This window comes from Epibacterium ulvae, assembly GCF_018678075.1.
Taxonomy (GTDB): Bacteria; Pseudomonadota; Alphaproteobacteria; order Rhodobacterales; family Rhodobacteraceae; genus Epibacterium; species Epibacterium ulvae_A.
Map to the genome: position 1 here is coordinate 1 of NZ_JAHHIR010000062.1, position 14445 is coordinate 14445.

A 14445-nucleotide genomic window follows, 5' to 3' on the forward strand; every position below is an offset into this window, starting at 1 on the left:
AAACCCTACTAGCGTTGATATACAGACGTTGATCCATCGAAATAAACCAAACCGCCCACATATCTCTTCAGATATACAACAATGTCAAAGAGCAACACTCAGAATTCAAAGACCCAGAGGCCAAAAACAAGACCGTTGCGCAAAATCTTCCTGCGCCACCGCCTCAGTCTTTATCCAAATGCCCCTGTCTCTCCAGAGCGTCCCTCAGTCTTTCCTAAGCGTCACCCCAGTCTATCCTGAGCGTCAAAGTCGTCTTTCCGACCCGTCACAACCGTCTCTCCGGTGTGTCCCGCAGCGTCTCCGCCGCGCCCCGTAGCGCCTCAGCGCCGCCGGTGAAGGGGGTTCTAGTCCCAACCCAATATACCCGCAACCCCTAAATTCAGTAATTTCGCATTTTTTTCATCCAGACGTCATTTTGCTTAAAAAAAGACGTCTACTGAGGGCGCTCAGGTTGCCGAAATCGGGCGTTTTCCGGATTTTAGCCCGGGAAGGCGCAGAATCAGCAGGCAAATCACCACAAAAAGATAGACCAAAGGTTCGATCTGGAAGCCTTTTGCCAGCCAGATGTAATGCACCGCACCCAGAACCGCGGCTGGATAGGCCAAACGGTGCAATTTGCGCCAACGATTCCCCAATTTGCGGATGGAGGCGTTGTTTGAGGTCACAGCCAAAGGCAGGAGCAGGACAAAGCTGGTCATGCCGACGGTGATATAGGGACGTTTGACAATGTCCTTGAGGATCTGCGCCAGGATCTGCACGTCCAGCACCAGCCAGACCAGCAAATGACAGGACACATAGAAGAAACACAAAAGGCCAAGCGCGCGGCGGAACTTGATCAGGTTCAGGCCCAGGTGACGCCGCAGCGGAGTAATCGCCAGCGAGGCAATCAGGAACTGAAGCGCCAGTTCCCCATAGCGGTGCTCGATTGCCTTGACTGGGTCAACGCCAAGCCCGCCGGTCAGACCAAGGTAGAACAGCCAGGGCGCGGGCAAAGCGCCAAGCACATACAGACACCAGGTGGGAACAGTGCGGACCAGCCTGTTCAGCTGGTCCTTTACAGATGTCATCATCAGTTGAACTTTGCGAGGTCCATGCCGTCGTACAGGTGGGCAACCTCTTCCTCGTAACCGTTGAACATCAGCGTGTCCTGACGTTTGGCAAACAGGCCGCCACCGAGCACACGTTCAGATGCCTGGCTCCAACGAGGGTGATCCACATTTGGGTTCACATTGGAGTAGAAGCCGTATTCACGCGCATTGGCCATGTTCCAGCTGGTCTCGGGCTGGGTGTCGGTCAGGGTGATCTTCACAATCGACTTGATCGATTTGAACCCATATTTCCACGGCACCACCAGACGCAAAGGCGCGCCGTTCTGGTTGGGCAGCGGTTTGCCAAAGATCCCGGTCGCCATCATGGTCAGCGGGTGCATCGCTTCATCCAGGCGCAGACCTTCGCGGTAGGGCCAGTCCAGAACCGGATAGACCGTGCCCGGCATTTCATTGGGCCGATAGAGCGTTTCAAAGGAGACGTATTTCGCCCCATCCTGCACGCCCGCAAGATTCAGCAGGTCCGCCAGTTCAAATCCGTTCCACGGCACCACCATCGACCAGGCTTCAACACAGCGGAACCGGTAGATGCGCTCCTCGATGGTCATCTCGGACATGATATCGTCAAAGCTATAGGCACCGGGACGTTCGACCAACCCGTCGATTTCAACACTCCAGGGAGAAGTCGTCATCTTGCGGGCAAACAGCGAGGGGTCGCTTTTGCCGGTGCCGAATTCATAGAAGTTGCAATAGCTGGTCACATCTTCCCAGGTATTGGAGGTCAGCGCCTCGCCTTCGGCGGCCTGAACGGATTGCCCGGTTGCAGCCGCAAGGCCGCTTCCAGCCAGCCCGGCCAGAATTTTGCGACGGTTCCAAAACAGGGCTTCGGATGTCACGTCATCGGCCGACAGGTTGTTTTTCCAACGGTGTGCCACTGGCGCACTCCTTTTCTTATATATGGTGCATCTTTTAAGCCGGGGGCCAGAATGGCCTCAAAACATATCCCGTCACGACTCCGCGACGGCACTGTAACCTGGCATCAATTCGTTCATAGGACGCGAATACCCGCCGTCCTGCATGATCCGCACATGGCGGCGGCGGATCTGGCGCGGCTCGGAGACGCCGACGGAATGGGCGATCACTTCGACCTCATGCACCAGTTCTTGGGCATAGCGGGCGACGCGTTTGTATTTCTCTTCGACCACCAGACCTTTTTGAAACCGGGGGTCATGGGTGGTGATACCCGTCGGGCAGGTGTTCTTGTTACACTTGAGCGCCTGAATACAGCCGAGGGAGAACATGAACCCCCGCGCCGAAGTCACAAAGTCAGCGCCTGCCGCCAAAGCCCAGGCCACATCGCCGGGGTTCACCAGCTTGCCACTGGAAATCAGGCGAATGCGATCGTGCAGCCCATATTCATCGCGCAGGTTACACACCAATGGCAGCGCTTCGCGCACCGACATGCCCACCAGATCCATCAAGGGCATGGGCGCGGCCCCGGTGCCCCCTTCGCCGCCATCAATGGTGATGAAATCCGGCGCGTCCTGAACCCGCGCGGCAATGTTCATGAACATCTCACGCATGACCGCCTCACCGCCGACCACGGTTTTGATTCCCACGGGTTTGCCGGTGACCGCGCGCACATGGGCGATCATATCCAGCAGATCATCCCAGCTGGCGACCTCGGGGTGGCGGTTCGGAGAGATGCTGGCCTCGCCTTCGGGAATGCCCCGAATGGCGGCGATCTCTGCGTTGACCTTGGCGGCGGGCAGTATGCCACCTTTGCCCGGCTTGGCGCCTTGGGACAGTTTGATCTCGAACATGCGGACCTGATCATGGGCCGCTGCCGCGCGCAGCTTGTCGTCGCTGATCCCCCCTTCGGGGCGACGCACACCGTATTTGGCGGTGCCGATCTGAAAGACGATGTCACAGCCGCCCTCCAGATGAAACGGGCTAAGCCCCCCTTCACCGGTATTGAGCCAGACGCCGGCCTCCTTGGCACCACGGCTTAGCGCTTGCACGGCGGGTTTCGACAACGCGCCGTAGCTCATCCCCGAGATATTGAAGATCGAGGGCGCATGATAAGGCATGCGCGCGGTGGGACCAATTTCCAACGGCGCGGTCTTGGCAAAATCCGCATCCAGTTTCGGAAAGGGCGCATTCACAAAGATCGGCGTCCCCGGCACGGCGATATTCCGGGTAGAACCAAAGGCAATTGTGTTCCCCTCGCCCTCGGCTGCACGGCCCACCCAATCGCGTTGCGCCCGGTTAAAGGGAAGCTCCTCGCGGTCCATGGCAAAGAAATACTGACGGAAGAACTCCCCCAGCTCAGAGAACAAATGACGAAACCGCCCGATCACCGGGTAGTTGCGACGGATTGCGTCCTCGGTCTGGCGACGGTCAATGACAAAGAGGCCCAGCCCCACAAACGTCAAAGCACCGATCGCTAAAACAAAAACATATACCAGCACTTCTAATGCGTTCATGGCAAAACCCATGGCGTCCTCCTTCAGGGCTGCGCGTCAGTCCACGTGGCCCAAACTTGCGATCCTTTATACAGTCGATAAGGGCACCGGGTCGCTAACGCCAAAGAGAACTCACACAACTGTGTTATTCCCGCAAAACAGTGAAATGCGCATCACAGAAATGTGAGTCGACCAAAAAACATTCCGTGGCTTAGCGCGCACCCCCGCGAAATCAAGCTGAACTTTAGCGCGCAGATGTGAACCAAAGCGGTCCATCCACCGTAGCTGCGTCATTGCTTCCAAACCGGAGGCATCTTGGTCAAACAGGAGAACACCCATGCTACGCCGTACTTTTATGACTCTGAGCGCTGTAACCGTATTTGCTCTTCCCGCCTGCGCGGATGGGCACTCCAAGGATATTGTTGATACCGCCGTGGGCGCCGGAAGCTTTACCACATTGGTTGCCGCGGTTCAGGCCGCAGGACTGGTGGACACGCTCAAAGGGGACGGGCCTTTTACAGTCTTTGCCCCAACAGATGACGCATTTGCTGCCCTGCCGGATGGCACAGTTGAAACATTGCTGAAACCGGAGAACAAAGATCAGCTGGTTTCCATCCTCACCTACCACGTGGTTCCGGGCAAAGTCATGGCCGCCGACCTCAGCGATGGGATGATGGCGACAACCGTTCAGGGCAGTGACGTGACCATCGGAACCACCGGCGGTGTCACCGTGGATGGCGCATCCGTGGTGCAGGCCGATATCGCGGCCTCAAACGGGGTGATCCATGTGATTGATCAGGTTATCCTGCCCAAATAAGGCGACCCACTGAAAAACGCGCCGAACCCTCGGCGCGTTTTGTTCGTTTAAAATCGGACACCGGTCTCGGGCTTAATGCACCACCGCATCATCCGGGCGCGGTCGCTCGGAACTGCCGACACGATCGCCAATCACCAAACCCTCGCTCCCGGCGGAAACCGTGACTGCATCGCCGTCCTTGACGTCCCCGGCCAGCAGCATCTCCGCCAGCGGGTTTTGCAGCGCCCGTTGGATCACCCGTTTCAGGGGCCGCGCGCCAAAGACCGGATCATAGCCTTCATCGGCCAACCAGGTCTTGGCCGCCTCATCCAGGGTCAGTTCGATCTTGCGGCCGGCCAGACGTTTGAACAAACGCCCCAACTGGATCGAGACGATGCCGTCCATATCCTCGCGCGCCAAACGGTCAAAGATGATGGTCTCATCCAGCCGGTTCAGGAATTCGGGCCGGAAATGCGCTTTGACCGCGTCCATCACATCGCGTTTGGCATCCGACGCATCCGCCCCTTCGGGCAGCTGGCTCAACGCTTGCGCACCAAGGTTCGACGTCAGGATGATCAGCGTCTGTTTGAAATCAACCGTCCGCCCCTGCCCGTCGGTCAACTGGCCGTCATCCAAAACCTGCAACAAGACGTTAAAGACATCCGGATGCGCTTTCTCAACCTCGTCAAACAACACAACCTGATAGGGTTTGCGCCGCACGGCCTCGGTCAACACACCGCCTTCGTCATACCCGACATAGCCCGGAGGGGCGCCGATCAGACGGGCGACCGCGTGTTTCTCCATAAACTCGGACATATCAACCCGCACCATGGCGCTGTCATCGTCAAACAGGAAATCGGCGACCGCTTTGGTCAGCTCGGTCTTACCCACGCCGGTTGGCCCCAGAAACAGGAACGAGCCGAGCGGGCGGTTTTCATCGTTCAGACCTGCCCGCGCGCGGCGCACCGCGTTGGACAGAGCAGTGACGGCAGCGTTCTGGCCGATGACCCGCGCATGCAGCTCATCTTCCATCCGCAACAGTTTCTCACGCTCGCCTTCCAACATCCGCGACGTCGGGATGCCGGTCCAGCGTTCAACCACACCAGCAATCTGTTCCGGGCGCACAGCCTCATCGACCATACGGCCCTGCTGTTCCTTACCATCCGCTTCGGCCAGCTGTTTTTCCAACGTCGGGATCACGCCATAAGACAGCTCACCTGCGCGGGCCAGATTGCCTTCGCGTTTGGCAATTTCCAGATCGGCGCGCGCCTTATCCAGCTGCTCTTTCACAACCGTGGCCGAGGCCAGCTTGTCCCGTTCCGCCTGCCACTGCGCGGTCATCTCGGACGATTGCTCCTGCAGATCCGACAGTTCCTTTTGCAAGCGTTCCAACCGATCTTTGGAGGCCGCATCCTCTTCCAGTTTCAGCGCCTGTTCCTCGATCTGCAATTGCAGGATCTGCCGGTCCAACGCATCCAGCGCTTCGGGTTTGCTGTCGACCTGCATCCGCAGACGGCTTGCGGCCTCATCCACCAGATCGATCGCCTTGTCCGGCAAGAACCGGTCGGTGATATACCGGCTCGACAAAGTCGCCGCCGAAACCAGCGCCGCATCGGCAATCCGCACCCCGTGGTGCAGCTCATACTTTTCTTTGATGCCGCGCAGAATGGATACGGTATCCTCAACCGTTGGCTCCTCTACCAGAACCGGTTGGAACCGCCGCGCGAGGGCTGCGTCTTTTTCCACATATTTGCGGTATTCATCCAGGGTGGTGGCCCCGATACAATGCAATTCACCCCGGGCCAGCGCCGGTTTGATCAGGTTCGCCGCATCCATGGCGCCATCGGATTTACCCGCACCAACAAGCGTGTGCATCTCATCAATAAACAGCACGATCTCACCGGCGGCTTCGCCAACCTCGGTCAGCACCGCCTTGAGCCGTTCTTCAAATTCACCGCGATACTTCGCACCGGCGATCAAGGCGCCCAGATCCAGCGACAACAGCTGTTTGTCGCGCAAGGATTCCGGCACATCGCCGTTGACGATCCGCAAAGCCATACCTTCTGCAATCGCGGTCTTCCCCACGCCAGGCTCACCAATCAACACTGGATTGTTCTTGGTCCGGCGGCTCAGCACCTGCATCGCGCGGCGGATTTCCTCGTCCCGGCCAATGATCGGATCGATCTTGCCCGCGCGGGCCCGTTCCGTCAGATCCAACGCGTATTTCTTCAACGCGTCATAACCCTCTTCGGCGGTTGCGCTGTCGGCGGTGCGCCCTTTGCGAATGTCATTGATCGCCTCATTCAGCTTCTGCGCCGAGACGTCGCCCGCCACCAGCGCATCCTTGGCCTTGGATTTCACCAACGCCAGCGCCATCAACAGGCGTTCAACCGGCACAAAGCTGTCGCCAGCCTTTTCGGCAATCTTGGCGGCCTCATCCAGAACTTTGGCGGTTTGGCCATCCATATAGATCTGACCTGCATCGCCCGAGATCTTGGGGAGTTTATCAACGGCCGCCTGCACGGCCTCTGCCACGCGGCCAGGGTTGCCGCCTGCCCGCGAAATCAGGTTGCTGGACAGCCCCTGATCATCATCCATCACTGCTTTTAGCAAATGTTCCGGCACCATCCGTTGGTGCCCTTCGCGCAGGGCAATTGTCTGCGCCGCTTGCACAAAACCGCGTGCCCGCTCAGTGAACTTGTTCAAGTCCATCACGTTCTCCTTTTTCAAGCGCCCGGATCACTTGGAACGCCCGCTTGGCAGCACGTCCCGGTTCGGGCCTCACCCTCAGATTTGGGCAGATTCCCCGCCACTTCAAGACTATGCGCCAAATTCGCTTAGATTTCCCTGATCTGGCGCAAATTCGCAGGGACTCACTGGGATTCGGGGGTTTTCAGCTGTGCGTCCCAGCATTAGAACGGCGCAGATCCCCACCAGACCGGAGTGTAGTATAATGACCCAGACCACAGCAGACGACCGCCTGATTGTCGCCTTGGACGTGCCCGATGCGCTGTCGGGATTGAAACTGGCCGAGCAGATCGGCGATGCGGTTTCATTCTACAAGATCGGCCTGGGCATGTTGACCGGTGGCGGGTTGGCGCTGGCCAATGAGCTGAAACAGGAACACGGCAAGCGCATCTTTCTGGATATGAAACTGTTCGACATTGGTGCGACGGTGGAGAACGCGGTGCGCGGTCTGGCGCAGTTTGATCTGGATTTCCTGACCGTGCACGGCGACCCATATGTGGTCAAAGCCGCCAAAGAAGGCGCGGGTGGCAAGGATATGAAAATCCTCGCGGTGACCATCCTCACCTCGCTGGATCGTCAGGATCTGGACGGCGCGTTGATCAAGGACGGTGCGATCAAGGATCTGGTGGTCGAACGGGCCGGAAATGCCCTGGCTGCTGGGGCAGATGGCGTCATCGCCAGCCCGCAAGAGGCCGCATTGATCCGCGCCCTGCCCGAAGCAGAAGGCAAATTGATCGTCACCCCCGGCGTGCGCCCGGTTGGTGCTGACCTTGGTGACCAGAAACGGGTGGCAACACCTGCCAATGCCATTGCCGATGGTGCAGATCACATTGTGGTCGGCCGCCCGGTCTGGCAAGCCGCAGATCCCCAAGCGGCCGCCGCTGCGATCCTGGCAGAATTGGCAAGCCCACAGGCGCAAAACCCAAACCGCTAAAACTGGCTGCGAGTTCCCTAATTCAACGGACCCCCGCCCATTAACGTTTTGGAAATGAATTCGCTTAAATTCGCGCCGACGAGAAATATTTTCCCGACGGCCAAGATCCGCTCACATCACAACAGTTGACGTTTGCGGCAATTACGTCAACCAATTGGGAACGTGAGGTTTTTCCGGATTCGTTCAGGTCTCGTAAAAAATTTGCCTGTGACTTTAAAAGCACAAGCGATTCTTCCCCCATAGATTCACCACCCGCAAACCTTTGCGAAATCGAGAAAATACAGGATCCTATGGTTAGGACACTCCCCTGACGGGTTGTTCTTCCTGTAGCCCGTCAACTTTCCCCCGCATCTGCGGGGGACTTTGTTTTGGAGCGGTCCAGCAAGTGCAAATCCACCATCAATCCCAAATCTCAACGCTCTTTGCGTCCAGGTATTCCTGCAGTCTGAGCTTGAAATTGGGCACCGCTTTGGGATGGGCGCAATAGTCTTCGGGCGTCATCATCTCCCAGCGTTGCCCCTCATCGCCCAGTTGGATCTTGCTGATCTCATCCTCCGGCAAATGCGCGGCAAAAAACCACGAGGTCTCGGCTTCGCCCCTGTATTCGCGCGCCCAAACGATATCGAGCTCTTCCAGCTCCAACCCGATTTCCTCATGGGTTTCACGCAAAGCGCAGGCCTTGGCGCTCTCATCACCTTCGCGCCCGCCGCCGGGCAAATCCCAAAAGGCCGGAAATGGAATGTCCGGTTTGTCATCGCGCAGGATGACCACCAGTTTTTGCCCCAGAAACAGAGCCAGTTTTGCACCCGTAAATGACATCGCTGTCCCTGTAATCGCTAAAGACATTTCTGTGTAGGGTAGATAGGATGTGAACCTGGATCCCGCAACCGACAGCAGTCCCAATGCACGCTCTTTGCCGCGAATGTTTGAGCCTGATCGCTCCCGCCCGCCGCTGCCCCAAGTGCCGCAGCCCGCGCGTGCTTGCCCATGAGGAGCTGTTTGACCTGTCGATCGCCCATATGGATTGCGATGCGTTTTTCGCCAGTGTGGAGAAACGCGACAATCCAGAGCTGGCCGACAAACCGGTGATCGTGGGCGGCGCAAAACGCGGTGTGGTGTCGACCGCCTGTTATCTGGCGCGCATCCGTGGTGTGCGTTCGGCCATGCCAATGTTTCAGGCGCTCAAACTCTGCCCCGATGCGGTGGTCGTGAAACCAAGGATGCAAGCCTATGTCGAGGTCAGCCGCCAGGTGCGCGCACTGATGGATGAGCTGACACCGGTGATTGAACCCCTGTCGCTGGACGAAGCCTTTATGGATCTGACCGGCACCGAAAAACTGCACGGGGCCCCGCCCGCCGTCATGTTGGCGCGGCTGGTCAAACGGATGAAGGACGAGCTGGGCATTACCGGCTCCATCGGGTTGAGCCACAATAAATTCCTGGCCAAGGTCGCGTCAGACCTCGACAAACCCCGCGGGTTTTCGGTGATTGGCAAGGCGGAAACACAGACGTTCTTGCGCGACAAACCGGTCCGGCTGATCTGGGGCATTGGCCCGGCCGCACAGGAATCGCTGGACAAGGCCGGGATTCGCACCTTCAACGATCTGCTGCGTTGGGAGCAGCAGGATCTGATAAACCGCTTCGGCAGCATGGGCGATCGTCTGTATCATTTGGCCCGTGGACAAGACCACCGGCGGGTGTCATCGCGTACGCCGCTAAAGTCTATCTCAAACGAGACCACGTTTTTTGAAGACACCCAGAACATGAAAACACTGGACGGGCATCTGTGGCGGCTGGCGGAAAAGGTCGCCGACCGCGCCAAGGCCCGCGCGCTGGCCGGGCGTGTGGTGACGTTGAAATTGAAACGCGCCAACCATTCCGCGCTGACCCGCCGCACCTCCTTGCGAGATGCCACCCAGATCGCAGATCAGATCTACCGCACGGCGCGTGAATTGTTGGAGCACGCGGTCGATGAAGGACCGTTTCGTCTGATTGGCTGTGGCATCTCTGATCTGGTGCCGGAAACCCAGGCCGATATGACCGCAGATCTTTTGGACCCTCAGGCCGGACAACGCGCCGATGCAGAACGTGCCGCAGACAAGATTCGCCAGAAATTCGGTGAAGGTGCGATTCTCAAAGGGCGCGCGCTGCGCTGACGCCTGGATGCTACTCCGCCGCGATTGGCCGCTGGTCCAACCCCATCGCAATCAACTCGGCCGTCACCTCAGCCAGAACTGCGCGCAGGTCCTCAAATCCGCGGTGCGGTTCGATCCTATCTTCGTCCATGTATAAGGACCGGTCGATCTCAACCTGGACGGCGTGCTGATTGTGGGACGGACGGCCATAGGTCTGCGCAATATAGGCCCCGGCAAAGGGCGCATTGCGCGCAACCGTCAGCCCCGCACGTTCAAAGGCCGATTCGACCTGTTCCATCACCTCACCACTACAGGAGGCGCCAAAACGGTCTCCCAAAACGACCTCGGGCTTGCGGGTGTTGCGCAGATGCGGCTCTCCGATAGCTTCATGGGGCATCGAATGGCAATCGATCAGAACCGACGCGCCAAACCGGCGTTTTCCCCGCAACAACAGATGGTTGAGCTGTGTGTGGTAGGGGTGCCAGTATTTATCAAGCCGCCGTTCAGCCTCTCTGCGGGGTAGTTTGCCGGAATAAATGGACCGCCCATTGGCCACCACCCGTGGAATCACCCCCAGCCCAGAGGCGATGCGCGGGTTCTGCCCCTTTTTCTGCACATCCAGAATCAAAGCCGGATCCAATTCATCCGGTGCGCGGTTCAAATCCACATAGGCCCGCGGCGCCGTGGCCACCAACAAAGGCGCCCCCAGACGTGGCGCATCGCCAAACAATTGATCCACAAACGCGTCGGACGAGCTGCGAATCTGCAAATCGTCCAAAACGGACTGTTTCAGAAAGCTTTCCTGGTAATGATCGCCGCTGTGCGGGGAGGCAAAAACCACCCCGGACCGCAGAACGCGCGGCATTTCCAAATGAAAAGCAGTATCCGTCATTCCGACTCCGAAAATTTGTTACAAGAAACACCTTAGACCGGAATTTCCTTTGCCAAAAGCTCTTGCGCCCTCGTGCGACTCTTATTATAGACCCCTTCACCGGCGCGGATCTCCGCGCCCCTTTACTTTGAGGGGGCAGTGAAGTGCAGGTAATCAGGGGCGATTAGCTCAGTGGTAGAGCACTTCGTTGACATCGAAGGGGTCACAAGTTCGAACCTTGTATCGCCCACCATGATTTCATTGTTTTGATCTGATCCCAGATCACGACACCCGTTAACCCAGGCGCTGGTTCGCGCGCCGCAGGAACAGGAGAGAGGCCATGAAGGTCAAGAACTCGCTCCGCTCGCTCAAGAACCGGCACCGTGATTGCCGCGTTGTGCGTCGCAAGGGCCGCGTTTATGTGATCAACAAAACCCAGCGCAAGTTTAAAGCGCGCCAGGGTTAAGATCCACGCTACGGAATTTTAAAAAGACCGCATCACCCGATGCGGTCTTTTTTTGTTTTGTCCCCATGGGCTACGACAAAGCGCACAGGATTATTCCGAGTGTTATTGTTGGATTTCATTTGCATCTCTCGTAAAAACCTTTAATTGACTTTTTCAGTCGGGTTAATCCCGTCAGAATTCTTCCGCATACGGGACGCACATAAGATGACCACAAAATCGATTTTCCTGGGCGCACTGACCGCTGCCATCGCAACCACAGCCGCTGCCGAAGGTGAGCTGAACCTTTATTCCTCACGCCACTATGACACCGATGAACGTCTCTATTCGGATTTCGAAGAGGCCACCGGCATCACGATCAACCGGATCGAAGGCAAAGCGGACGAATTGCTCGCCCGTTTGGAAGCCGAAGGTGCGAACTCTCCCGCCGATATCCTGCTGACCGTCGACACCTCGCGTCTGGCCCGTGCCAAAAACGCAGGCGTGCTGCAAGCCATCGACAACGCCGTGCTGGAAGAAAAGATCCCCGCCAACCTGCAAGACGCCGACAACCAGTGGTTCGGCTTCTCCCAGCGTTCGCGCATCATCTTCTTTGACAAAGCAGACGTCGCCACCCCGCCGGCCACCTATCTGGATCTGGCCAAGCCGGAATACAAAGGTCTGGTCTGCATCCGCTCGTCCACCAACAGCTATAACCAGACCCTACTGGCCTCGATCGTGACCCACCACGGTGAAGACGTTGCCAAAGACTGGGCCGCTGGCATCGTAGCCAACATGGCGCGTGACCCCCAAGGTGGTGATACAGACCAGCTGCGCGGCGTCGTCTCTGGCGAATGTGAAATTGCAGTCTCCAACACCTATTACTTTGCCCGCGCGATCCGCAAAGACGTCAAAGGCGTGTCCGATCACATCGACAGCATCGGCTGGACCTTCCCCTCGCAAGAAGGCGAAGGCGCGCATATGAACCTGTCCGGCGCCGGCATTGCCGCCAATGCCCCGAACAAGGACAACGCTGTCAAATTCCTCGAATACCTCGCCTCTGACTCGGCGCAGCAGTATTTCTCGAATGGCAACGATGAATTCCCGGTTGTGGCAGGTGTTGAACTGGCCCCAAGCGTTGCGAAACTGGGTGCGTTCAAAGCCGACGATGTGATCCTGTCGGACGTGGCCAAGAACATCCCAACCGCACAGAAGATCTTTAACGAGGTGAATTGGAAGTAATCCACTTCCACGGTTTAACCAGTGAAAAGGCGCGGTTCACCCTGCGCCTTTTTCGTGCCCACACGGCGGCTTTGGATCAGCGCCGACCGACCTGTCGGCAGATCAGCATAACCGGGATCAGGCCAACGGCGACAATCACCAGCGACGGCACCGCCGCCCCTTCTAGCCGCTCGTCCGAGGCCAACCGATAGGCCTGTACCGCCAGCGTGTCATAGTTGAACGGGCGCATGATCAGGGTCGCGGGCAGCTCTTTCATCACATCGACAAAGACAATCAATAGCGCGGTCAGCAGGCTGGGCGTCAACAAGGGCAAATGCACCCGGCGCAACAACCCAATGGGGGATTGGCCCAGCGAGCGCGCCGCTGCATCCATATTGGCATGAACCGTGGACTGCCCGCCTTCGTATGCGCCAAGCGCGGCGGACAGGAACCGCACCATATAGGCCGCAACCAACAGCCAGATCGATCCGGTCACCAACAACCCGGTGCGAATATCAAATGTCGCCTGCATCCAGGCATCGAGCGCATTGTCGAACGCCGCAAACGGCACCATCAGCCCAACCGCGATCACCCCGCCCGGCACCGCATACCCCAGCCGCGCCACATAGGACGCGCCGGACGACAGACGCCCCGGCTGCAACCGCTGGTACACGCCCAGACAGACCGCCGCGACTACAGTGATCAGCGCCGCCGTTCCCGCCAAGGTCAGAGAGTTCTGGAGAAACCGCACATAGCGGCGGCTCAGCAGGTTTTGTTCGGACTCGAGCCCCATATTGACCAGAATGATCACTGGTAGGACAAAGCCGAACAGGATCGGCAGGCCACACAGCACCCAGGCCGCAACTCGGCGCAGGCCGTACAGTTCGGCCGGGGGCATCTTGGTATGTTGTTTGCCAGCTTGGTGATAGCGCGCGCGGCCCCGGCTGACGCGCTCTCCCACCGACAGCATCAGGGAAAACGCCAGAAGGCACAGCGCCAATTGTGCGGCCCCTGTACGGTCGGCCAGGGAAAACCAGCTGGTGTAGATCCCGGTGGCAAAGGTCTGCACCCCGAAATAGGACACTGTACCAAAATCCGCGACCGTCTCCATGATCGCGAGCAAAACACCGGTGGCAATCGCCGGGCGCGCCATCGGCAGGCTGACACGCCAGAACGCCTGCAGCGAGGTATTGCCAAGCGCGCGCGCCGCCAGAAACGCGCCTGCGGTCTGCTGCAAAAACGCCGCCCGCGCCAGCAGATAGACATAAGGGTAAAGCACCAGAACCAGCATCACCGCCGCGCCGGGCAGAGACCGGATTTCCGGGAACCAATACTCGCGCGGCCCCCAGCCGGTGAAATCGCGCAACGTCGCTTGAACGATACCGGGGTGGTCCAACACATGTGTATAGGCATAAGCTAGAACATAGGCCGGGAAGGCCAGCGGCAGCACCAACAGCATTTCAAACAGGCGCACGCCCGGAAAACGCGTCATCGTCACCAACCAGGCGGCACCGACCCCAATGGCAAATGTGCCGATCCCAACCATGGCGACCAAGGCCGCTGTTGTCCCGGCGTATCGGGGCAAAACCGTCTCTGCCAGATGGCCAACCGCATCAAAGCCGCCGGTCAAAGCCGCCAACAAAACAGCGACCATCGGCAGCAAACAGGCGGCGGCAATCACCAGACCGACCGCCTTGAACGCGCCAGAACCCGCACGAGAGCCGCCCCGGCGCCCATGGGCGGCATATGTCTTTTCGGTATCTGTGGCGGTCATGCACGTGCCCCGA

Annotated in this window: 12 protein-coding genes and 1 tRNA gene; 6 read left to right on the top strand and 7 right to left on the bottom strand. The window is 58.4% G+C overall.

Annotated elements, in window-relative coordinates:
• Positions 1–446: 446 nt before the first annotated feature.
• From msrQ to KMP13_RS14475, 3 genes are all read right to left on the bottom strand, one after another.
• Entirely contained in the window at positions 447–1067 is a 621-nt protein-coding gene (gene msrQ / locus KMP13_RS14465) for a protein-methionine-sulfoxide reductase heme-binding subunit MsrQ (RefSeq protein WP_215266729.1), read from the bottom strand.
• Positions 1068–1069: 2 nt separating this feature from the next.
• On the bottom strand, positions 1070–1981 hold the full coding sequence (gene msrP / locus KMP13_RS14470) for a protein-methionine-sulfoxide reductase catalytic subunit MsrP (protein ID WP_215266634.1): 912 nt from the start codon (positions 1979–1981) through the stop codon (positions 1070–1072).
• 72 nt (positions 1982–2053) lie between these two features.
• Positions 2054–3544, bottom strand: coding sequence for an FMN-binding glutamate synthase family protein (locus tag KMP13_RS14475; RefSeq protein ID WP_215266636.1), 1491 nt, complete (start codon positions 3542–3544; stop codon positions 2054–2056).
• A gap of 304 nt (positions 3545–3848) precedes the next feature.
• On the opposite strand from KMP13_RS14475, the gene KMP13_RS14480 reads away from it, so the two are divergent.
• Positions 3849–4328 (top strand): fasciclin domain-containing protein, encoded by a 480-nt coding sequence (locus KMP13_RS14480; protein WP_215266638.1) that lies wholly within the window; start codon positions 3849–3851, stop codon positions 4326–4328.
• A gap of 72 nt (positions 4329–4400) precedes the next feature.
• Here the strand turns inward: KMP13_RS14480 and clpB are convergent, their stop codons facing one another.
• A complete protein-coding gene (clpB, locus tag KMP13_RS14485) occupies positions 4401–7019 on the bottom strand; it encodes an ATP-dependent chaperone ClpB (RefSeq protein ID WP_215266639.1) in 2619 nt (872 codons plus the stop codon).
• 241 nt (positions 7020–7260) lie between these two features.
• Here clpB and pyrF point away from each other — a divergent pair, with 241 nt between their 5' ends.
• A complete protein-coding gene (gene pyrF / locus KMP13_RS14490; protein WP_215266640.1) occupies positions 7261–7989 on the top strand; it encodes an orotidine-5'-phosphate decarboxylase in 729 nt (242 codons plus the stop codon).
• A gap of 399 nt (positions 7990–8388) precedes the next feature.
• Here pyrF and KMP13_RS14495 read toward each other — a convergent pair whose 3' ends face one another.
• A complete protein-coding gene (locus tag KMP13_RS14495) occupies positions 8389–8808 on the bottom strand; it encodes an NUDIX hydrolase (RefSeq protein ID WP_215266642.1) in 420 nt (139 codons plus the stop codon).
• Positions 8809–8891: 83 nt separating this feature from the next.
• On the opposite strand from KMP13_RS14495, the gene KMP13_RS14500 reads away from it, so the two are divergent.
• Complete coding sequence (locus tag KMP13_RS14500) at positions 8892–10145, top strand: DNA polymerase IV (RefSeq protein WP_215266644.1); 1254 nt, start codon at positions 8892–8894, stop codon at positions 10143–10145.
• 10 nt (positions 10146–10155) lie between these two features.
• Here KMP13_RS14500 and KMP13_RS14505 read toward each other — a convergent pair whose 3' ends face one another.
• Positions 10156–11016 (bottom strand): N-formylglutamate amidohydrolase, encoded by an 861-nt coding sequence (locus KMP13_RS14505; protein WP_215266645.1) that lies wholly within the window; start codon positions 11014–11016, stop codon positions 10156–10158.
• Positions 11017–11173: 157 nt separating this feature from the next.
• Here KMP13_RS14505 and KMP13_RS14510 point away from each other — a divergent pair.
• From KMP13_RS14510 to KMP13_RS14520, 3 genes are all read left to right on the top strand, one after another.
• Positions 11174–11248, top strand: a tRNA-Val gene (locus KMP13_RS14510).
• 87 nt (positions 11249–11335) lie between these two features.
• Positions 11336–11461, top strand: a complete 126-nt coding sequence (gene ykgO / locus KMP13_RS14515) for a type B 50S ribosomal protein L36 (protein WP_005648635.1) — start codon at positions 11336–11338, stop codon at positions 11459–11461.
• Between the two features lie 204 nt (positions 11462–11665).
• The gene (locus tag KMP13_RS14520) at positions 11666–12679 is read left to right on the top strand and encodes an extracellular solute-binding protein (protein ID WP_215266646.1); all 1014 of its coding nucleotides are present in this window, start codon (positions 11666–11668) and stop codon (positions 12677–12679) included.
• A 76-nt stretch (positions 12680–12755) separates the two neighbouring features.
• On the opposite strand, the gene KMP13_RS14525 is transcribed toward KMP13_RS14520, so the two are convergent.
• On the bottom strand, positions 12756–14432 hold the full coding sequence (locus tag KMP13_RS14525) for an ABC transporter permease (protein WP_215266647.1): 1677 nt from the start codon (positions 14430–14432) through the stop codon (positions 12756–12758).
• Positions 14433–14445 lie beyond the last annotated feature (13 nt).